Here is a 17,776-nt window from a genome sequence, read left to right as displayed (position 1 = left end):
AGGGCCGGTCTTCGAACAGGTCTGGGTAGACTGCGCCCTACTATGCGCATCCTCGTCACCGGCGGCGCCGGCTTCATCGGATCCGAGTTCGTCCGCTCCCTGCTGGGCGCCGACGGGTCGGCCCAGGTCACCGTCCTCGACAAGCTCACCTACTCGGGCGTCGAGGCCAACCTCGCGCCGGTCGCCGGCCACCCCGGCTACCGGTTCGTCCGGGGTGACATTTGCGACACCGAGGTCGTCGAGCAGGTGATGCCTGGCCACGACGTGGTCGTCCACTTCGCCGCCGAGTCGCACGTCGACCGGTCGATCGAGGGTGCCGGGCCGTTCGTCCTGACCAACGTCGTCGGCACGCAGGTGCTGCTCGACGCCGCCCGCAAGCACGGCGTCGGCCGCTTCGTGCACGTCTCCACCGACGAGGTGTACGGCTCGATCGCCGAGGGCTCCTGGACGGAGGAGTGGCCGCTGGCCCCCAACTCCCCGTACTCCGCCTCGAAGGCGGGCTCGGACCTGCTGGCGCTGGCCTACCACCGCACCCACGGCATGGACGTCGTGGTCACCCGGTGCTCGAACAACTACGGCCACTACCAGTTCCCCGAGAAGGTCATCCCGCTGTTCACCACCAACCTGCTCGACGGCAGGAAGGTCCCGCTCTACGGGAACGGCGGCAACATCCGCGACTGGCTGCACGTCTCCGACCACTGCCGCGGCATCGAGCTCGCCATGCGCAAGGGCCGGCCCGGCGAGGTCTACAACATCGGCGGCGGCACCGAGCTCACCAACAAGGAGCTCACCGGCCTCCTCCTGGAGGCCGCCGGGGCCGACTGGGACATGGTCGAGCGCGTGGCCGACCGCAAGGGCCACGACCTGCGCTACTCGCTCGACATCAGCAAGATCAGCGAGGAGCTCGGCTACACCCCGCAGGTGCGCTTCGAGGACGGCCTCGCCGCCACGATCGCCTGGTACCGCGACAACCGCGACTGGTGGGAGCCGCTGAAGAGCAAGGCCGCGCTGCGTGGCTGACCGGGCGGGCGGCCGCGCGAACCCGCTGGCCCGACTGTTCGACGCGCTGCCGCCCGGCACCCGGCTGGTGCTGGGCGGCACCGTCGTCCTCGGCGTCTCCTCGTACATCTACCTCGCCCTGGCCGGCCACACGCTGGATCCCACCTCCCTCGCCGGCGTCTCCGTGCTCTGGACGGTCGTCATGTCCGTCGGGTACGGCCTCTTCTCGCCGGTTGAACTGGAACTGAACCGCCTGGTCGCCGCCCGCAACGTCGGCGGCCAGGGCCCGCACGGGGCCCTGCGGCGGACGGCCCTGCTCACCGGCGCGGTGCTGGTGGCCGTCCTCGCGCTGCTCGCCGCGGCGGCCCGGCCGATCGCCGACCGCCTCTTCCACGGCGACCTCACCCTGGTGGCCGGCCTCGGCGGCGCCCTCGTCGGGCTCGCCGTCAGCTCGCTCACCCGCGGCGCCCTCGCCGGCCTCGGCAACTTCAAGGCCTACGGCTCCCAACTGGCCGTCGACGGCGGCCTGCGGATCGTCCTCGCGGCCGCCCTGCCGGCGCTCGGCCTGCACTCGGTGCTGGCGTTCGCCCTGATCCTCGTGGTCTCCCCGCTGGCGGCCTCCCTGATCGGGCTGCGCTCGACCCTGCGCGACCGCCGACCCGGCCCCGCCGTGCCCTGGCCGGCGCTCACCCGCGGTCTCGGCCTGCTCGCCGCCTCGACCCTGCTCGCCCAGCTCATGGTCAACGCGGCCGTGGTCAGCGTCCAACTGCTGTCGCCCGCCTCGACCGCGCTCGTCGCGGCCCTGCTGAACGCCGTGGTCATCGCCCGCGTCCCGCTCTTCGCGTACGCGGCGATCCAGGCCTCCCTGGTCTCCGCCCTGTCGGGGGCCGCCGCCTCCGGCCGGCACGCGGAGTTCCGCAAGGTGCTGGTGCGCACCGTCGCCGTCGTCTGCGCGATGTGCCTCGCCGGCGGGGTGCCGGCCGTCCTCCTCGGACCGTGGATCATCCGGACGATGTTCAACGCCCAGGACGTCCTGGGCGCGGCCGACTTCCTCTGGCTGGTCCTCGGGACCCTCTGCTACATGGTCGCGACCGTCGTCGGCCAGGCCCTCATGGCGCTCTCCCGCCACCAGCGGCAGCTCGTCGCCTGGGCGGTCGGCACCGCCGTGCTCGCCGCGGTCACGCTGCTCCCCGGCGACGTCGGCACCCGCGCCGAACTCGGCTACCTCGCCGGGGCGGCGGTCACCGCGGCCCTCATGCTCCGGTCCCTCTTCCGCTCCCAGCGCGCCGCACGGGCCGACGACGCCGGGGCCGGCGATAGCGCGGCCGAGTCGCCCGTCCGGGTCGACCCGCTGCCGGCCCCCTGACCCGTCGGCCCCGCCCGGCCGGACGTCCTCCGACAGCACAACAGCGCCGCCCGGGACGGGCAGTCCGTCCCGGGCGGCGCCGTCGCGTCCGCGGGGTTCCGGTCAGGCACGCTCCGCGGCCGGTCCGGCCGCCGGCTTCACCAGACGGACCGACAGGCGCCGGCCCAGCCGCTGCGCCGGCTGCTCGACCAGCCGGAACGTCACGTGGCTGACCGCGGCCACCGCGCAGCAGAAGACGACGCCCAGCCCGATCTTCGCCGGCACCGACATCGACGCGACCCCGGCCGGACCGACCAGCCACAGCAGGACGCACAGCAGCACCGCGTGGACGAGGTAGACCGAGTAGCTGATCTGGCCCAGCCAGGTGAACGGCCGCGGGATCCGGCGGTTCCTCAGCGCCATGCCGGCCGCGAACAGGCCCCAGGTGGCGGCCATCGCGGTGAGCCACTGCCACTGGAAGGTCGGTGCGGTGTGCGACGACTCTCCGTGCCACGTCCCGACGTACAGCAGCGCGGCCATCACGACGACGGCCGCGACGACGACCTTCGCCCGGCCGATCTGCCGCTGCTCGGCCCGGTAGACCGCCGTGCCGGCGAACATCGTGGCCAGCACCGCCATGCTGTACCAGCCCGGCAGCCGGCTGTTGGTGAGGACGAGCACCATGGCCGTGCCGCCGAGCACCAGCGCGCCCACGACCGCGAGCGCACGACGGCCGCTCACCATGCAGGCGAGCCCGACCAGCATCAGCACCGCCGACCCGAGGACGACGGCGCGGGTGCCGTCGAGCGTCCGGGAGAAGAGCAGCACCGGGAAGGCGCTGACCGCCACCACCGGGACCAGCGAGAAGCCGATCGCGATCTCCGCCGACCTGCGGTGCAGGCCGAGCACGAACAGCGACGCGACCAGCAGGTAGAAGACCATCTCGTAGGAGAGCGTCCACATGACGAAGACGGCGCCGCCCACACCCTGGAAGTCGTGCAGCATCGTCAGGTTCGCCAGGGCCGCGACGGCGGGGTGGTGCGCCGGGAACGGCATGATCGGCGGCAGCGAGGTGTACGCGCCGAGCAGCTGCACGACGACTCCGGCCGCGACGACCGCGGCGCACAGCGGGTAGATCCGGAAGAACCGGCTGATCCAGAACTCCCGGACGCTGCCCCGCCGTTCCAGCGACGCGGGAATGATGTAACCGCTGACCAGGAAGAACAGGAAGACGCCGAACGAACCGAGGTCGAAGCGCGCGGCGATCCGCGTGAACGCTTCCGGCATCATGTTCTGCACGTAGTGACCGATGGCGATGGTCAACGCGGCTATGCCGCGGAGCAGATCGAGCCAACCCAGGCGGCCCGAGGAGGCCGGGCCCGCCGCGCGCGAGGGCTCGGCGCCCCGCACCCGGGCCGGAGAGATGAGAGACATCCGCAGAGGCTAACCCACGCCCTCCCCTTCCGTACCGGCCGGGAGAGCCTTTCGTTCGCGGCCGCCGGACCCCGTCCGCAGCGGTGTCCGGGACCCTCCGGGGGAGCCCGAACCTCACTGCAGGGGTGTTCGATCGGCCCGCTACGATGGCCTCCGCCCCTGCGGCTGAAAGGCGCCCCCCGTCGTGCATCTCACTGTCATTACGTCGATCACCGGTGTACTGGTGCTCGTCTGCATCCTGGAGCTGCTGCGACGCCAGCAACTGCGGGAGAAGTACGCGGCCATATGGCTCGGCATCGGCGTGGTCGTGGGGCCGCTGGGCTTCGTGCCCCACCTGCTGGACTCGACCGCCCGGCGCCTCGGGATCGCCTCCGGCGTGAGCCTCGTGCTCTTCGCCGGCTTCGTCCTCGTCCTGCTGGTCTGCCTGCACCTCAGCTGGGAGGCGAGCCGCCTGGAGGCGGAGACCAGGACCCTCTCCGAGGAGGTCGCGCTGCTGCGCGCCTACCTCGTCGAGCACCACGACTATCCCGCGGTGGAGCGAGAGCCCCGGACCGCAGAAGCGATCGACACCGAGGGGCGCGCATGATCGGCGGACGCCGGGTCCTCATCATCCTGCCGGCCTGGAACGAGGCCGAGGGACTGCCCAACGTCCTGAAGGAGATCCAGGACCTGCTCCCGGGCGTCGACACCCTCGTCGTCGACGACGGCTCCACCGACCGGACGGCGGCCGTCGCCGCCGCGGCCGGCTCGGCGGTCGCCCGGCTCCCGTACAACCTGGGCGTCGGCGGCGCGATGCGCCTCGGCTACCGGTACGCCTACCTGCACGGCTACGACGTCGCGATACAGGTGGACTCCGACGGCCAGCACGACCCCGCCTACGTGCCCGTCCTGCTGGAGAAGCTGGGCGAGGCCGACCTGGTCGTCGGCGCGCGCTTCGACGGCGAGGGCGACTACCGGGTCCGCGGCCCCCGGAAGTGGGCCATGGGCCTGCTCTCCGTGGTGCTCTCGCGGATCACCGGCACCCGGCTCACCGACACCACGTCGGGCTTCCGCGCCTGCAACCGCCGCCTGATCGAGTTCTTCGCCAAGTGGTACCCGGTCGAGTACCTCGGCGACACGGTCGAGAGCATGGTCGGTGCCGCGCGCTGCGGCTTCACCGTCCGCCAGGTGCCGGTCGCCATGCGGGAGCGGACCACCGGCCGCCCCAGCGCCTCGCCGGTCAAGGCCATGGTCTACCTCTCGCGCGCCGGTCTCGTCCTGCTGCTCTCGATGATCCGCAGGATGCCCGCGGACCTGCGCGAGATAGCCCGGCGGCCGGCCCCCGCGAACGAGCCGGCCGAGCTCACCGCACGGGTCTGACCGTCCGCCCCGGAGCCGTCCCGCGGTGCGGCGCCGTCCCGCGCGGACGCCCCGCGCATCGGCGGGCGACGGTCGCTCCGGACCCCTCGATTGGCGTTTCGGCTGCTCCGTGTGGCAGTATGTCCAAGTTGCTCGGTTGAGTGCCGATGCTGCGCGCCTCCCGCCGGGAGGACCGGAAGCGAGTCCCACGTACTCGTCGTTCCCGTGATGGCCGTTCATGCGTTCGCGTTCACCGCTCCTGCGGTGGGCGTGTGGGCGCAGTGGTGTGTAAGCGACACCGCGGCAGCTGCGGGGCGGACGTACGGGAATCTTCCGGGAAGCGTGGGCGGGGCCTCGACCCGGCGCCTGGTGGGTGCAAGACCTCACCGATCGAGAGCGGGAACCGAAGAGGGCGACCTCTTTGGTTTTTTGCAAGCGGTAGGGCGACACGCCCGACCGCGGGGGTCGGAGAGGGTAACCATCCGGAGGCGCCGCCGGACCAGTCCAGCAGGACGGGTCAGGTCGCAGAAGCAACAGACCACAGAAGGACTACTGAGTAGCCATGGCGGGACAGAAGATCCGCATCCGGCTCAAGGCCTACGACCACGAGGTCATCGACTCCTCGGCGAAGAAGATCGTCGAGACGGTGATTCGTACTGGTGCGCAGGTCGCGGGCCCGGTGCCGCTGCCCACTGAGAAGAACGTGTACTGCGTCATCCGCTCGCCGCACAAGTACAAGGACTCGCGCGAGCACTTCGAGATGCGTACTCACAAGCGTCTGATCGACATCCTCGACCCCACGCCGAAGACGGTTGACTCGCTCATGCGTCTCGACCTGCCGGCCGGCGTCGACATCGAGATCAAGCTCTGAGAGGCGCACCGAAGATGGCTAAGCAGATTAAGGGCATCCTGGGCGAGAAGCTCGGCATGACCCAGGTCTGGGACGAGAACAACCGGATCGTTCCGGTGACCGTCGTCAAGGCCGGGCCGAATGTCGTGACCCAGGTCCACACCGCCGACAGCCCGGCCGGCTACGACGCCGTCCAGATCGGCTTCGGCGAGATCGACCCCCGCAAGGTGAACAAGCCCCTCGCGGGTCACTTCGCCAAGGCCGGTGTCACCCCGCGCCGCCACCTGGTCGAGCTCCGTACCTCGGACGCGTCCGAGTACACCCTGGGCCAGGAGATCACCGCCGAGCTGTTCGAGGCGGGTGTCAAGGTCGACGTGACCGGCACCTCCAAGGGCAAGGGCTTCGCCGGTGTCATGAAGCGTCACAACTTCAAGGGCCTCGGCGCCGGTCACGGCACCCAGCGCAAGCACCGCTCGCCCGGTTCCATCGGTGGCTGCGCCACCCCGGGCCGCGTGTTCAAGGGCCTGCGCATGGCGGGTCGGATGGGCCACGAGCGTGTGACCACCCAGAACCTGACCGTGCACGCGGTCGACGCGGAGAAGGGCCTGCTGCTCATCAAGGGCGCCGTCCCGGGCCCGAACGGCGGCCTCGTCCTCGTCCGCACCGCGGCGAAGGGGCTGTGAAGGATATGACCACCATTGACATCCTGTCGCCGGCCGGCGACAAGGCCGGCAGCATCGAGCTGCCCGCCGAGATCTTCGACGCCAAGGTCAGCGTTCCGCTGATGCACCAGGTCGTCGTCGCGCAGCTCGCCGCTGCCCGCCAGGGCACGCACAAGGTGAAGCGCCGCGGCGAGGTCCGTGGTGGCGGCCGCAAGCCGTACCGCCAGAAGGGCACCGGCCGCGCCCGTCAGGGCTCGACCCGTGCGCCGCAGTTCGCCGGCGGTGGCGTCGTGCACGGCCCCGTGCCGCGCGACTACTCGCAGCGGACCCCGAAGAAGATGATCGCCGCCGCGCTCCGCGGTGCGCTCACCGACCGGGCCCGCCACGAGCGCATCCACGTGATCACCGCGGTGACCGCGACCGATGCGCCGTCGACCAAGGCCGCCAAGAGCCTGTTCGGCAAGATCTCCGAGCGCAAGAACGTCCTCCTGGTCGTCGAGCGCGAGGACGAGCTGGGCCTCAAGTCCGCTCGCAACCTGCCGAACGTGCACATCCTGGACGCCGGCCAGCTGAACACCTACGACGTGCTCGTCTCCGACGATGTGGTCTTCACCCAGGCCGCCTTCGAGCGTTTCGTGGCCGGTCCGGTCGCGTCCGCCAAGGCTGTTGCTGCTGAGGGCGAGCTCGAAGGGAGCGCCGCCTGATGGCTGCCGAGATCACGAGCAAGACGTACACGGACCCCCGTGACGTCCTGGTCAAGCCGGTCATCTCCGAGAAGAGCTACTCGCTCCTCGACGAGAACAAGTACACGTTCGTCGTGTCGCCGGACGCCAACAAGACCCAGATCAAGCAGGCCGTCGAGGCGGTCTTCTCGGTCAAGGTCGAGGCCGTCAACACGCTCAACCGTCAGGGCAAGCGCAAGCGCTCCAAGACGGGCTTTGGCAAGCGCAAGGACACCAAGCGCGCCATCGTGACGCTGGCCGAGGGCAACCGCATCGACATCTTCGGTGGTCCGGTCTCCGCCTGACGGAGAACGTGATCGTCGTTAAGGACGAGGACGAAAATGGGTATCCGCAAGTACAAGCCGACTACGCCGGGCCGCCGCGGCTCCAGCGTGGCCGACTTCGTCGAAATCACGCGGTCCACGCCGGAGAAGTCGCTGGTTCGCCCGCTGCACAGCAAGGGCGGCCGTAACAACGCCGGTCGTGTCACCGCCCGCCACCAGGGTGGCGGTCACAAGCGCGCCTACCGCGTGATCGACTTCCGTCGTCACGACAAGGACGGCGTGCCGGCCAAGGTCGCTCACATCGAGTACGACCCCAACCGCACCGCGCGCATCGCGCTCCTGCACTACGCGGACGGCGAGAAGCGCTACATCATCGCCCCCCGCGGCGTCGCGCAGGGTGACCGGATCGAGAACGGCCCCGGGGCCGACATCAAGCCGGGCAACAACCTGCCGCTGCGCAACATCCCGGTCGGTACCACCATCCACGCGGTGGAGCTGCGTCCCGGTGGCGGTGCCAAGATGGCCCGCTCCGCCGGTTCCGGCATCCAGCTGCTCGCCCGTGAGGGCCGCATGGCGCACCTGCGCATGCCCTCCGGTGAGATCCGTCTGGTTGACGCGCGCTGCCGCGCGACCGTCGGCGAGGTCGGCAACGCCGAGCAGTCGAACATCAACTGGGGCAAGGCCGGCCGTATGCGCTGGAAGGGCGTCCGCCCGACCGTGCGTGGTGTCGCCATGAACCCGATCGACCACCCGCACGGTGGTGGTGAGGGTAAGACCTCCGGTGGTCGCCACCCGGTCTCGCCGTGGGGCAAGCCCGAGGGCCGTACCCGTCGCCCGAACAAGGCGTCGGACAAGCTCATCGTGCGCCGCCGCAAGACCAACAAGAAGCGCTAGGAGCAGGTCAGATGCCGCGCAGTCTCAAGAAGGGCCCCTTCATCGACGACCACCTTCAGAAGAAGGTGGACGTGCAGAACGAGGCGGGCACGCAGAACGTCATCAAGACCTGGTCCCGTCGTTCCGTGATCTCCCCGGCCATGCTCGGCCACACGATCGCGGTTCACGATGGCCGCAAGCACGTCCCGGTGTTCGTCACCGAGTCGATGGTCGGCCACAAGCTCGGCGAGTTCGCTCCCACGCGCACCTTCAAGGGGCACGTGAAGGAAGACCGCAAGTCGAAGCGTCGCTAGTCGCTCCGCGGGCTTGAGCTCAGCGCCAGACAGACTTAAGTGACTTACTCCATTAAGGGGACAACCATGGAAGCCAGGGCCCAGGCGCGGTACATCCGCGTCACGCCCATGAAGGCCCGCCGCGTGGTGGACCTCATCCGCGGCCTTCCGGCCACGGAGGCCCAGGCCGTCCTGCGTTTCGCTCCGCAGGCAGCCACCGTGCCGGTCGGCAAGGTGCTCGACAGCGCCATCGCCAACGCCGCGCACAACTACAACCACTCCAACACGGACGACCTCTACATCTCCGAGGCGTACGTTGACGAGGGCCCGACCCTGAAGCGGTTCCGTCCGCGCGCCCAGGGCCGTGCCTACCGGATCCGCAAGCGGACCAGCCACATCACCGTGGTCGTCAGCAGCAAGGAAGGGACCCGGTAATGGGCCAGAAGGTTAACCCGCACGGGTTCCGCCTCGGCATCAGCACGGACTTCAAGTCCCGCTGGTACGCCGACAAGCTGTACAAGGACTACGTCAAGGAAGACGTTGCCATTCGTCGCATGATGACGAAGGGCATGGAGCGCGCCGGCATCTCCAAGGTCGAGATCGAGCGCACCCGCGACCGCGTCCGCGTGGACATCCACACCGCTCGCCCCGGCATCGTCATCGGTCGCCGCGGCACCGAGGCCGACCGCATCCGCGGCGACCTCGAGAAGCTGACCGGCAAGCAGGTCCAGCTGAACATCCTCGAGGTCAAGAACCCCGAGCTGGACGCCCAGCTCGTGGCTCAGGGCGTCGCGGAGCAGCTGTCCTCCCGCGTCTCCTTCCGTCGTGCCATGCGCAAGTCGATGCAGGGCACCATGAAGTCCGGCGCCAAGGGCATCAAGGTCCAGTGCTCCGGTCGTCTCGGCGGCGCCGAGATGAGCCGTTCGGAGTTCTACCGCGAGGGTCGCGTGCCGCTGCACACCCTCCGGGCGAACGTCGACTACGGCTTCTTCGAGGCCAAGACCACCTTCGGCCGCATCGGCGTGAAGGTCTGGATCTACAAGGGCGACGTCAAGAACATCGCCGAGGTCCGCGCTGAGAACGCCGCTGCCCGCTCGGGCAACCGCCCGGCCCGTCCCGAGGGCGGTCGTCCCGCCCGCGGTGGCGAGCGTCGTGGTGGCGAGCGCGGTGGCCGCGGCCGTCGTCCCGCCGCTGCCGAGGCCCCCGCGGCCCCGGCCGCCGAGGCGCCCGCCGCCGAGAACACCGGAACGGAGGCCTGACCCCATGCTGATCCCTCGTAGGGTCAAGCACCGCAAGCAGCACCACCCCAAGCGTCGGGGTGCTGCGAAGGGCGGCACCGAGCTGGCGTTCGGCCAGTTCGGCATCCAGGCCGTGACCCCGGCCTACGTGACGAACCGTCAGATCGAGTCCGCTCGTATCGCGATCACCCGTCACATCCGCCGTGGCGGCAAGGTCTGGATCAACATCTACCCGGACCGCCCGCTCACCAAGAAGCCGGCCGAGACCCGCATGGGTTCCGGTAAGGGTTCGCCGGAGTGGTGGATCGCGAACGTGCACCCGGGTCGGGTCATGTTCGAGCTGTCGTACCCGAACGAGAAGGTTGCTCGCGAGGCGCTCACCCGCGCCGCGCACAAGCTGCCGATGAAGTGCCGGATCGTCCGGCGCGAGGACGGTGAGAGCTGATGTCGGCCGCTACCAAGGCTGCTGAGCTTCGTCAGCTGGACAACGAGGGCCTCGTTGCCAAGCTGCGTGAGGCCAAGGAGGAGCTGTTCAACCTCCGCTTCCAGGCGGCGACCGGGCAGCTCGACAACCACGGCCGGCTGAAGCTGGTCCGTAAGGACATCGCGCGGATCTACACCCTGATGCGCGAGCGCGAGCTGGGCATCGAGACGGTGGAGAACGCCTGATGACTGAGAACACCAACGAGACGCGCGGTTTCCGCAAGACCCGTGAGGGTCTCGTCGTCAGCGACAAGATGGACAAGACCGTCGTCGTCGCCGTCGAGGACCGCGTCAAGCACGCGCTGTACGGCAAGGTCATCCGCCGTACGAACAAGCTGAAGGCGCACGACGAGCAGAACGCGTGCGGTGTCGGCGACCGTGTCCTCCTCATGGAGACCCGGCCGCTGTCCGCGACGAAGCGCTGGCGCGTCGTCGAGATCCTCGAGAAGGCCAAGTAACGAAGCCGATGAGGTACGGCCGTATGTGCACCGGGTTCTCGCAGGCCCCTGCGGGAGCTGCCGGTGTGAGCAGCGGCCGGCCCGTCGACTCTCGTTGACGATCAGGAGAAAGCTGTGATCCAGCAGGAGTCGCGACTGCGCGTCGCCGACAACACGGGTGCCAAGGAGATTCTCTGCATCCGCGTTCTCGGTGGCTCCGGTCGCCGCTACGCCGGTATCGGGGACGTCATCGTCGCCACCGTCAAGGACGCGATCCCCGGCGGTTCGGTGAAGAAGGGTGACGTCGTCAAGTGCGTCATCGTCCGCACCGTGAAGGAGCGCCGTCGTCCGGACGGTTCCTACATCCGGTTCGACGAGAACGCCGCCGTCGTTCTGAAGAACACCGACGGTGACCCCCGTGGTACCCGCATCTTCGGCCCCGTGGGCCGCGAGCTGCGCGACAAGAAGTTCATGAAGATCATCTCGCTGGCGCCGGAGGTGCTCTAATCTCATGGCGAACAGCATGAAGATCAAGAAGGGTGACCTGGTCCAGGTCATCACGGGCAAGGACAAGGGCAAGCAGGGCAAGGTCATCCAGGCCATGCCCGCCGAGAACAAGGTCCTCGTCGAGGGTGTCAACCGGGTCAAGAAGCACACCAAGCCGGGCCCCGGCACCCAGGGCGGCATCGTGACCGTCGAGGCGCCGGTGCACGTCTCCAACGTCCAGCTGGTCGTGGAGAAGGACGGCAAGAAGGTCGTCACCCGGGTCGGTTACCGCTTCGACGACCAGGGCAACAAGATCCGCGTTGCCAAGCGGACCGGTGAGGACATCTGATGTCTGAGACGACTGTTGAGAAGGTGGCCCCCCGCCTCAAGGAGCGTTACAACTCCGAGGTCAAGGGCCAGCTGCAGGAGCAGTTCTCGTACGAGAACGTCATGCTGATCCCCGGCCTGGTCAAGGTCGTGGTCAACATGGGTGTCGGCGAGGCCGCCCGTGACAGCAAGCTGATCGAGGGCGCGATCAAGGACCTGACCGCGATCACCGGTCAGAAGCCGGCCGTGACCAAGGCCCGTAAGTCGATCGCGCAGTTCAAGCTGCGCGAGGGCCAGCCGATCGGCGCCCACGTCACCCTCCGTGGTGACCGCATGTGGGAGTTCGTGGACCGTCTGGTGTCGCTGGCGCTGCCGCGCATCCGCGACTTCCGCGGCCTCTCCCCCAAGCAGTTCGACGGCCGTGGCAACTACACCTTCGGTCTCACCGAGCAGGTCATGTTCCACGAGATCGACCAGGACAAGGTCGACCGTCAGCGCGGTATGGACATCACCGTCGTGACCACCGCTCAGACCGACGATGAGGGCCGGGCGCTCCTGCGCGCTCTGGGCTTCCCGTTCAAGGAGGCGTGAGCCATGGCGAAGAAGGCCCTTATCGCAAAGGCCGAGCGTAAGCCGAAGTTCGGTGTCCGGGCGTACACCCGGTGCCAGCGCTGCGGTCGTCCGCACTCGGTGTACCGCAAGTTCGGCCTGTGCCGTGTCTGCCTCCGTGAGATGGCGCACCGCGGCGAGCTGCCGGGCGTGACCAAGAGCTCCTGGTAGTCCAGGCGCCCTAGGCACACCACTGCGAAGCAGCGTGCCCGACTCCACCGCCTTTTGGGCTTCCGCGAGGATTCCCGTAAGGTGGTGGGGTCGGGCCCCTGCCGCGGCATCTCCACAGGTGCCCGCGGCTCTCTTGTGAGGGCTCGCACCCATGTCTTACTACGTCGCAGGTCCCCTGCGCTTGTGCCCCTTTCGCACTCCCCGGAGTGCGCGGAGGGGGACCTGGTGCGGAGAAACCACGGCGGGAGAGGCCTGAGGCCACCATGACCATGACCGACCCGATCGCAGACATGCTCACTCGTCTGCGCAACGCGAACTCGGCGTACCACGACTCCGTCGTGATGCCGTCGAGCAAGATCAAGGCGCACGTCGCCGAGATCCTGCAGCAGGAGGGTTACATCTCCTCCTACAAGGTTGAGGACCCGACCGAGGGCGAGGTCGGCAAGAAGCTGACCATCGAGCTCAAGTTCGGCCCCAACCGTGAGCGCTCCATCGCCGGCATCAAGCGCATCAGCAAGCCGGGTCTGCGCGTTTACGCAAAGTCCACCAACCTGCCGAAGGTGCTCGGCGGCCTGGGCGTGGCGATCATCTCCACGTCTTCCGGTCTCCTCACCGACAAGCAGGCCGCCAAGAAGGGCGTAGGCGGAGAAGTTCTCGCCTACGTCTGGTAATTCGGGAAACGGAGGTACAGCAATGTCGCGTATTGGACGGCTGCCCATCCCGGTTCCCGCCGGCGTGGACGTCACCATCGATGGCCAGGCGGTCTCGGTGAAGGGCCCCAAGGGCTCCCTCACCCACGTCGTCGCCGCGCCGATCGAGATCAGCAAGGGCGAGGACGGCACTCTGGTCGTCTCCCGCCCGAACGACGAGCGTCAGTCGAAGGCCCTCCACGGCCTGTCGCGGACGCTGGTGGCGAACATGATCACCGGCGTGACCGCGGGCTACCGCAAGTCGCTGGAGATCAGCGGTGTTGGTTACCGAGTCGCCGCGAAGGGCTCCGCCATGGAGTTCTCGCTCGGCTACAGCCACCCGATCCTGGTCGAGGCCCCGGAGGGCATCTCCTTCGTGGTCGAGTCGCCCACCAAGTTCCACGTGGACGGCACTGACAAGCAGAAGGTCGGCGAGGTCGCTGCCAAGATCCGCAAGCTGCGCAAGCCCGACCCGTACAAGGCCAAGGGCGTCAAGTACGCGGGCGAGGTCATCCGCCGCAAGGTCGGAAAGAGTGGTAAGTAAGCGATGAGCGTCTCTGTCAAGATCGGCAAGGGCAACGCCTACAAGAACGCCGCCCGCAAGCGCCGCGCCATCCGCGTTCGCAAGCGCGTCACCGGCACCGAGGTGCGTCCGCGCCTCGTCGTGACCCGCTCGAACCGCCACATGGTCGCCCAGGTCATCGACGACGCCAAGGGTCACACCCTGGCGTCGGCGTCCACCCTCGACGTGTCCATCCGCGGCACCGAGGGCGACAAGACCGAGCTGGCCAAGAAGGTCGGAAGCCTGGTCGCCGAGCGCGCCAAGGCCGCCGGCGTCGAGACGGTCGTCTTCGACCGTGCGGGCAACCGGTACGCCGGCCGCATCGCCGCCCTGGCGGACGCGGCCCGCGAGGCCGGGCTCGACTTCTAAGCCGCTCGTCGACTCTGTCGACGGACGTAAACGAGAGAGGTAATTCCAATGGCTGGACCCCAGCGCCGCGGTAGCGGCGCCGGCGGCGGCACCGGCGGCGAGCGGCGTGACCGTAAGCGTGACGACCGGGGCAACGCCCCCGCCGTCGAGAAGACCGCTTACGTCGAGCGCGTCGTCGCGATCAACCGTGTCGCCAAGGTTGTCAAGGGTGGTCGTCGCTTCAGCTTCACCGCGCTGGTCGTGGTGGGCGACGGTGACGGCACCGTGGGTGTCGGTTACGGCAAGGCGAAGGAGGTTCCGGCCGCCATCGCCAAGGGTGTTGAGGAGGCCAAGAAGAACTTCTTCAAGGTCCCCCGTATCCAGGGCACCATCCCGCACCCCATCCAGGGCGAGAAGGCCGCCGGCGTCGTGCTGCTGAAGCCGGCGTCCCCCGGTACCGGCGTCATCGCCGGTGGCCCGGTGCGTGCCGTCCTCGAGTGCGCCGGCGTTCACGACATCCTGTCGAAGTCGCTCGGCTCGGACAACGCGATCAACATCGTGCACGCCACCGTGGTCGCTCTGAAGGGCCTCGTGCGCCCCGAGGAGATCGCCGCCCGTCGTGGCCTGCCGCTGGAGGACGTGGCTCCCGCCGCTCTGCTGCGGGCCCGCGCGGCTGGGGTGAGCGCCTGATGGCTCGCCTGAAGGTCACGCAGACCAAGTCCTACATCGGTAGCAAGCAGAACCACCGTGACACCCTGCGCTCGCTCGGCCTCAAGCGGCTGAACGACACCGTGGTGAAGGAGGACCGCCCGGAGATCCGCGGCATGGTCCACACCGTTCGTCACCTCGTCACGGTCGAGGAGGTGGACTGACATGGGCGACTCGCCGATCAAGATCCACAACCTGCGGCCCGCCCCCGGCGCCAAGACCGAGAAGACCCGTGTGGGTCGCGGTGAGGGTTCCAAGGGCAAGACCGCCGGTCGTGGTACCAAGGGCACCAAGGCCCGTTACCAGGTTCCGCAGCGCTTCGAGGGTGGCCAGATGCCCCTCCACATGCGCCTGCCGAAGCTGAAGGGCTTCAAGAACCCGGCCCACAAGCAGTTCCAGGTCGTGAACCTGGACAAGCTGGCCGAGCTCTACCCGCAGGGTGGCGAGGTCACCGTGGCCGACCTGGTCGCCAAGGGTGCCGTTCGCAAGAACGAGCTCGTCAAGGTCCTCGGCCAGGGCGAGGTCTCGGTCGCGCTGCAGGTGACGGTCGACGCCGTCTCCGGCTCGGCCGCCGAGAAGATCGCCGCCGCCGGCGGCTCCGTCACCGAGCTCCTCTGAACTCGTTGACTTAAGTGGGCCCGTACCTCTCTCGGGAGGTGCGGGCCCACTGCTTTTTCCGCCGTTCGTCCGCCGACCCGCCGGGTCGGCGCGGATCTGACGTGTGCTCAACACCGGCCAAAACCGGGCATCCCGGCCGGTCGGCCGGTACCGGCGCCGGGACTCGCTTCTCCACCGTTGCCGCACACTGTTAGAGTCCGTTGGGTTCCCTTGTAGGCTGCGGGTCAGGCGTGCCTGTGCAGTCGTCCGGCAGCCGACAAGAGCCCCACACCCCCCCATCAGGACCGACCCTCCCGCCCTCGACGCGCGGGAGGCGCAGGAGGCACCGTGCTCAGTGCGTTCGCGCGGGCGTTCCAGACGCCCGACCTGCGCAAGAAGCTGCTGTTCACGCTGGGCATCATGGTGCTGTTCCGGCTGGGCGCACACGTCCCGATCCCGGGCGTCAACTTCGTCGCCGTCAACCAGTGCATCAAGGACACCTCGTCCAGTGGCATTTTCGGCCTGGTGAACCTGTTCAGCGGCAATGCGCTGCTGCAGCTGACGATCTTCGCGCTCGGCATCATGCCGTACATCACGGCCAGCATCATCCTCCAGCTCCTCACCGTCGTGATCCCGCGGCTCGAGGCGCTGAAGAAGGAGGGCCAGGCCGGTACGGCGAAGATCACGCAGTACACCCGCTACCTGACCATCGCGCTCGCCGTGCTCCAGGGCACCGGCATCGTCGCGACGGCCTCCAGCGGTGCGCTGTTCTCCGGCTGCTCGGTGGCGAACCAGGTCGTGCCGGACACCAGCGTCTTCCGGGTGGCCGTGATGGTCATCACCATGACCGCCGGCACCACGGTGATCATGTGGCTCGGTGAGCTCATCACCGACCGCGGCATCGGCAACGGCATGTCGATCCTGATCTTCACCTCCATCGCGGCCGGCTTCCCCGGCTCGATGTGGGCGATCAAGCAGTCCGGCAAGATCGGCGGCGGCTGGGTCGAGTTCTTCAGCGTCATCGCGATCGGCATCGTGGTCGTCTGCCTGGTCATCTTCGTCGAGCAGGCCCAGCGCCGGATCCCGGTGCAGTACGCCAAGCGCATGATCGGCCGCCGCGCCTTCGGCGGCACGTCGACCTACATCCCGCTGAAGGTCAACCAGGCGGGCGTGATCCCCGTGATCTTCGCCTCGTCGCTGCTCTACATCCCGGCGCTGGTGGTGCAGCTCACCAACAGCAAGGCCGGATGGGCGAACTGGATCAGTGGCCACTTCGTCAAGGGCGACCACCCGATCTACATGGCGACCTACTTCGTCCTGATTGTCTTCTTCGCGTTCTTCTACGTGGCCATCTCCTTCAACCCCGAAGAAGTTGCGGACAACATGAAGAAGTATGGTGGGTTCATCCCGGGCATCCGGGCGGGCCGACCGACGGCCGAGTACCTGAACTACGTGCTCACCCGCATCACGTGGCCGGGATCGTTCTACCTGGGCCTTATCGCGCTGATCCCGATGATCGCCCTGGTTGCCTTCAACGCGAACCAGAACTTCCCGTTCGGCGGCACCAGTGTGCTCATCGTCGTCGGCGTCGGACTCGAAACTGTGAAGCAGATCGAGAGCCAGCTCCAGCAGCGCAATTACGAAGGGTTCCTCCGCTGATGCGTATCGTCCTCGTCGGACCTCCCGGGGCCGGGAAGGGTACTCAGGCGCACGTGCTCGCCAAGACCCTGTCCATCCCGCACATCTCCACTGGCGACCTGTTCCGCGCCAACATCAGCCAGGGCACCCCGCTGGGGCTCGAGGCCAAGGCGTACATGGACGCGGGCCGTCTGGTGCCGGACGAGGTCACCATCGGCATGGCCAAGGACCGGATGCTGCAGCCGGACGCCGCCAACGGCTTCCTGCTCGACGGCTTCCCGCGGAACCTGGGCCAGGCCAAGGCCCTGGACGAGATCCTCGCCGAGCAGGGCATCGTGCTCGACGGCGTGCTCGACCTGGAGGTCCCCGAGGACGAGGTCGTCAAGCGCATCGCCGGCCGCCGGCTGTGCCGCAACGACGGCAGCCACGTATTCCACGTGGTGTACAACCCCCCGAAGTCCGACGACGCCTGCGACGAGTGCGGCGGCGAGCTGTACCAGCGCTCGGACGACACCGAGGAGGCCGTGCGGGTCCGCCTGGAGGAGTACCACTCCAAGACGGAGCCGATCATCGGCTACTACGCCGACCAGGGCCTCCTGGTCACCATCTCCGCCCTCGGCAAGGTGGGCGAGGTGACCGAGCGCGCGATCGGCGCTCTGGAGCAGAAGAAGTCCGCCTGAGAC

Annotated in this window: 28 protein-coding genes; 27 read left to right on the top strand and 1 reads right to left on the bottom strand. The window is 68.5% G+C overall.

Features of this window, described 5'->3' with window-relative positions; translation table 11 throughout:
* Positions 1-42: 42 nt before the first annotated feature.
* Entirely contained in the window at positions 43-1,020 is a 978-nt protein-coding gene (rfbB, locus tag IE98_RS0103000) for a dTDP-glucose 4,6-dehydratase (protein ID WP_030263537.1), read from the top strand.
* Complete coding sequence (locus IE98_RS0102995) at positions 1,013-2,365, top strand: lipopolysaccharide biosynthesis protein (protein ID WP_052390052.1); 1,353 nt, start codon at positions 1,013-1,015, stop codon at positions 2,363-2,365. The genes rfbB and IE98_RS0102995 overlap by 8 nt, the downstream gene beginning before the upstream one ends.
* Positions 2,366-2,467: 102 nt before the next feature.
* On the opposite strand, the gene IE98_RS0102990 is transcribed toward IE98_RS0102995, so the two are convergent.
* Positions 2,468-3,778 carry an acyltransferase family protein gene (locus IE98_RS0102990; protein WP_052390051.1) on the bottom strand — a complete coding sequence of 437 codons (1,311 nt, stop codon included), beginning with the start codon at positions 3,776-3,778 and terminating at the stop codon, positions 2,468-2,470.
* 184 nt (positions 3,779-3,962) lie between these two features.
* Between IE98_RS0102990 and IE98_RS0102985 the strand changes: the two genes are divergently transcribed.
* The 25 genes from IE98_RS0102985 to IE98_RS0102865 all read left to right on the top strand — a co-directional run bounded on the left by IE98_RS0102985 (position 3,963) and on the right by IE98_RS0102865 (position 17,773).
* On the top strand, positions 3,963-4,364 hold the full coding sequence (locus tag IE98_RS0102985; protein ID WP_078660735.1) for a DUF2304 domain-containing protein: 402 nt from the start codon (positions 3,963-3,965) through the stop codon (positions 4,362-4,364).
* Complete coding sequence (locus IE98_RS0102980) at positions 4,361-5,137, top strand: glycosyltransferase family 2 protein (RefSeq protein WP_052390050.1); 777 nt, start codon at positions 4,361-4,363, stop codon at positions 5,135-5,137. Before IE98_RS0102985 ends, IE98_RS0102980 begins: the two co-directional genes overlap by 4 nt.
* 541 nt (positions 5,138-5,678) lie before the next feature.
* Positions 5,679-5,987 carry a 30S ribosomal protein S10 gene (gene rpsJ, locus IE98_RS0102975; RefSeq protein WP_012785157.1) on the top strand — a complete coding sequence of 103 codons (309 nt, stop codon included), beginning with the start codon at positions 5,679-5,681 and terminating at the stop codon, positions 5,985-5,987.
* 14 nt (positions 5,988-6,001) lie between these two features.
* Complete coding sequence (gene rplC, locus IE98_RS0102970; protein ID WP_030263524.1) at positions 6,002-6,649, top strand: 50S ribosomal protein L3; 648 nt, start codon at positions 6,002-6,004, stop codon at positions 6,647-6,649.
* Positions 6,650-6,654: 5 nt separating this feature from the next.
* Positions 6,655-7,332 carry a 50S ribosomal protein L4 gene (gene rplD / locus IE98_RS0102965; RefSeq protein WP_030263521.1) on the top strand — a complete coding sequence of 226 codons (678 nt, stop codon included), beginning with the start codon at positions 6,655-6,657 and terminating at the stop codon, positions 7,330-7,332.
* Positions 7,332-7,655 carry a 50S ribosomal protein L23 gene (gene rplW / locus IE98_RS0102960; protein ID WP_030263514.1) on the top strand — a complete coding sequence of 108 codons (324 nt, stop codon included), beginning with the start codon at positions 7,332-7,334 and terminating at the stop codon, positions 7,653-7,655. Before rplD ends, rplW begins: the two co-directional genes overlap by 1 nt.
* Before the next feature lie 36 nt (positions 7,656-7,691).
* Positions 7,692-8,528 (top strand): 50S ribosomal protein L2, encoded by an 837-nt coding sequence (gene rplB, locus IE98_RS0102955; RefSeq protein WP_030263511.1) that lies wholly within the window; start codon positions 7,692-7,694, stop codon positions 8,526-8,528.
* Between the two features lie 11 nt (positions 8,529-8,539).
* Positions 8,540-8,821, top strand: a complete 282-nt coding sequence (gene rpsS / locus IE98_RS0102950; protein ID WP_014136283.1) for a 30S ribosomal protein S19 — start codon at positions 8,540-8,542, stop codon at positions 8,819-8,821.
* Positions 8,822-8,887: 66 nt separating this feature from the next.
* Positions 8,888-9,235, top strand: coding sequence for a 50S ribosomal protein L22 (gene rplV / locus IE98_RS0102945; protein WP_030263499.1), 348 nt, complete (start codon positions 8,888-8,890; stop codon positions 9,233-9,235).
* A complete protein-coding gene (gene rpsC / locus IE98_RS0102940) occupies positions 9,235-10,059 on the top strand; it encodes a 30S ribosomal protein S3 (protein ID WP_030263494.1) in 825 nt (274 codons plus the stop codon). The genes rplV and rpsC overlap by 1 nt, the downstream gene beginning before the upstream one ends.
* 4 nt (positions 10,060-10,063) lie before the next feature.
* Complete coding sequence (gene rplP, locus IE98_RS0102935) at positions 10,064-10,483, top strand: 50S ribosomal protein L16 (RefSeq protein ID WP_030232476.1); 420 nt, start codon at positions 10,064-10,066, stop codon at positions 10,481-10,483.
* On the top strand, positions 10,483-10,707 hold the full coding sequence (rpmC, locus tag IE98_RS0102930) for a 50S ribosomal protein L29 (RefSeq protein ID WP_030263491.1): 225 nt from the start codon (positions 10,483-10,485) through the stop codon (positions 10,705-10,707). Before rplP ends, rpmC begins: the two co-directional genes overlap by 1 nt.
* Positions 10,707-10,979 (top strand): 30S ribosomal protein S17, encoded by a 273-nt coding sequence (gene rpsQ / locus IE98_RS0102925; RefSeq protein WP_014136278.1) that lies wholly within the window; start codon positions 10,707-10,709, stop codon positions 10,977-10,979. Before rpmC ends, rpsQ begins: the two co-directional genes overlap by 1 nt.
* A gap of 114 nt (positions 10,980-11,093) precedes the next feature.
* Positions 11,094-11,465, top strand: coding sequence for a 50S ribosomal protein L14 (gene rplN / locus IE98_RS0102920; protein WP_030263487.1), 372 nt, complete (start codon positions 11,094-11,096; stop codon positions 11,463-11,465).
* A 16-nt stretch (positions 11,466-11,481) separates the two neighbouring features.
* Positions 11,482-11,793 carry a 50S ribosomal protein L24 gene (rplX, locus tag IE98_RS0102915; RefSeq protein ID WP_030263484.1) on the top strand — a complete coding sequence of 104 codons (312 nt, stop codon included), beginning with the start codon at positions 11,482-11,484 and terminating at the stop codon, positions 11,791-11,793.
* Entirely contained in the window at positions 11,793-12,362 is a 570-nt protein-coding gene (gene rplE, locus IE98_RS0102910; protein WP_030263480.1) for a 50S ribosomal protein L5, read from the top strand. Before rplX ends, rplE begins: the two co-directional genes overlap by 1 nt.
* 3 nt (positions 12,363-12,365) lie before the next feature.
* Positions 12,366-12,551, top strand: coding sequence for a type Z 30S ribosomal protein S14 (locus IE98_RS0102905; RefSeq protein ID WP_030263476.1), 186 nt, complete (start codon positions 12,366-12,368; stop codon positions 12,549-12,551).
* A 263-nt stretch (positions 12,552-12,814) separates the two neighbouring features.
* Positions 12,815-13,222: a 30S ribosomal protein S8 gene (gene rpsH, locus IE98_RS0102900; protein WP_030263474.1), complete on the top strand. Its 408-nt coding sequence runs from the start codon at positions 12,815-12,817 to the stop codon at positions 13,220-13,222.
* 22 nt (positions 13,223-13,244) lie between these two features.
* Entirely contained in the window at positions 13,245-13,784 is a 540-nt protein-coding gene (gene rplF, locus IE98_RS0102895; protein WP_030263472.1) for a 50S ribosomal protein L6, read from the top strand.
* Between the two features lie 3 nt (positions 13,785-13,787).
* Positions 13,788-14,171, top strand: a complete 384-nt coding sequence (gene rplR, locus IE98_RS0102890; RefSeq protein ID WP_030263465.1) for a 50S ribosomal protein L18 — start codon at positions 13,788-13,790, stop codon at positions 14,169-14,171.
* Positions 14,172-14,219: 48 nt separating this feature from the next.
* Positions 14,220-14,840 (top strand): 30S ribosomal protein S5, encoded by a 621-nt coding sequence (gene rpsE, locus IE98_RS0102885; protein WP_030263463.1) that lies wholly within the window; start codon positions 14,220-14,222, stop codon positions 14,838-14,840.
* The gene (gene rpmD / locus IE98_RS0102880) at positions 14,840-15,022 is read left to right on the top strand and encodes a 50S ribosomal protein L30 (protein WP_014136270.1); all 183 of its coding nucleotides are present in this window, start codon (positions 14,840-14,842) and stop codon (positions 15,020-15,022) included. Before rpsE ends, rpmD begins: the two co-directional genes overlap by 1 nt.
* Position 15,023: 1 nt before the next feature.
* Positions 15,024-15,476 (top strand): 50S ribosomal protein L15, encoded by a 453-nt coding sequence (gene rplO / locus IE98_RS0102875; RefSeq protein WP_030263460.1) that lies wholly within the window; start codon positions 15,024-15,026, stop codon positions 15,474-15,476.
* Positions 15,477-15,803: 327 nt separating this feature from the next.
* Positions 15,804-17,114 carry a preprotein translocase subunit SecY gene (secY, locus tag IE98_RS0102870; protein ID WP_030263457.1) on the top strand — a complete coding sequence of 437 codons (1,311 nt, stop codon included), beginning with the start codon at positions 15,804-15,806 and terminating at the stop codon, positions 17,112-17,114.
* Positions 17,114-17,773 (top strand): adenylate kinase, encoded by a 660-nt coding sequence (locus IE98_RS0102865; RefSeq protein WP_030263454.1) that lies wholly within the window; start codon positions 17,114-17,116, stop codon positions 17,771-17,773. Before secY ends, IE98_RS0102865 begins: the two co-directional genes overlap by 1 nt.
* Positions 17,774-17,776: the final 3 nt, after the last annotated feature.

This window comes from Streptomyces sp. NRRL B-24484, from assembly GCF_000717715.1.
In the GTDB taxonomy this organism is placed as follows: domain Bacteria; phylum Actinomycetota; class Actinomycetes; order Streptomycetales; family Streptomycetaceae; genus Kitasatospora.
This window is presented reverse-complemented; position numbering and strand designations above follow the sequence as displayed.

Coding starts and splice junctions, on each gene's coding strand:
- rfbB (WP_030263537.1), top strand. CDS start 43: ATGCGCATCCTCGTCACCGGCGGCGCCGGCTTCATCGGATCCGAGTTC.
- IE98_RS0102990 (WP_052390051.1), bottom strand. CDS start 3,778: ATGTCTCTCATCTCTCCGGCCCGGGTGCGGGGCGCCGAGCCCTCGCGC.
- IE98_RS0102980 (WP_052390050.1), top strand. CDS start 4,361: ATGATCGGCGGACGCCGGGTCCTCATCATCCTGCCGGCCTGGAACGAG.
- rpsJ (WP_012785157.1), top strand. CDS start 5,679: ATGGCGGGACAGAAGATCCGCATCCGGCTCAAGGCCTACGACCACGAG.
- rplC (WP_030263524.1), top strand. CDS start 6,002: ATGGCTAAGCAGATTAAGGGCATCCTGGGCGAGAAGCTCGGCATGACC.
- rplD (WP_030263521.1), top strand. CDS start 6,655: ATGACCACCATTGACATCCTGTCGCCGGCCGGCGACAAGGCCGGCAGC.
- rplW (WP_030263514.1), top strand. CDS start 7,332: ATGGCTGCCGAGATCACGAGCAAGACGTACACGGACCCCCGTGACGTC.
- rplB (WP_030263511.1), top strand. CDS start 7,692: ATGGGTATCCGCAAGTACAAGCCGACTACGCCGGGCCGCCGCGGCTCC.
- rpsS (WP_014136283.1), top strand. CDS start 8,540: ATGCCGCGCAGTCTCAAGAAGGGCCCCTTCATCGACGACCACCTTCAG.
- rplV (WP_030263499.1), top strand. CDS start 8,888: ATGGAAGCCAGGGCCCAGGCGCGGTACATCCGCGTCACGCCCATGAAG.
- rpsC (WP_030263494.1), top strand. CDS start 9,235: ATGGGCCAGAAGGTTAACCCGCACGGGTTCCGCCTCGGCATCAGCACG.
- rplP (WP_030232476.1), top strand. CDS start 10,064: ATGCTGATCCCTCGTAGGGTCAAGCACCGCAAGCAGCACCACCCCAAG.
- rpmC (WP_030263491.1), top strand. CDS start 10,483: ATGTCGGCCGCTACCAAGGCTGCTGAGCTTCGTCAGCTGGACAACGAG.
- rpsQ (WP_014136278.1), top strand. CDS start 10,707: ATGACTGAGAACACCAACGAGACGCGCGGTTTCCGCAAGACCCGTGAG.
- rplX (WP_030263484.1), top strand. CDS start 11,482: ATGAAGATCAAGAAGGGTGACCTGGTCCAGGTCATCACGGGCAAGGAC.
- rplE (WP_030263480.1), top strand. CDS start 11,793: ATGTCTGAGACGACTGTTGAGAAGGTGGCCCCCCGCCTCAAGGAGCGT.
- IE98_RS0102905 (WP_030263476.1), top strand. CDS start 12,366: ATGGCGAAGAAGGCCCTTATCGCAAAGGCCGAGCGTAAGCCGAAGTTC.
- rpsH (WP_030263474.1), top strand. CDS start 12,815: ATGACCATGACCGACCCGATCGCAGACATGCTCACTCGTCTGCGCAAC.
- rplF (WP_030263472.1), top strand. CDS start 13,245: ATGTCGCGTATTGGACGGCTGCCCATCCCGGTTCCCGCCGGCGTGGAC.
- rplR (WP_030263465.1), top strand. CDS start 13,788: ATGAGCGTCTCTGTCAAGATCGGCAAGGGCAACGCCTACAAGAACGCC.
- rpsE (WP_030263463.1), top strand. CDS start 14,220: ATGGCTGGACCCCAGCGCCGCGGTAGCGGCGCCGGCGGCGGCACCGGC.
- rpmD (WP_014136270.1), top strand. CDS start 14,840: ATGGCTCGCCTGAAGGTCACGCAGACCAAGTCCTACATCGGTAGCAAG.
- rplO (WP_030263460.1), top strand. CDS start 15,024: ATGGGCGACTCGCCGATCAAGATCCACAACCTGCGGCCCGCCCCCGGC.
- IE98_RS0102865 (WP_030263454.1), top strand. CDS start 17,114: ATGCGTATCGTCCTCGTCGGACCTCCCGGGGCCGGGAAGGGTACTCAG.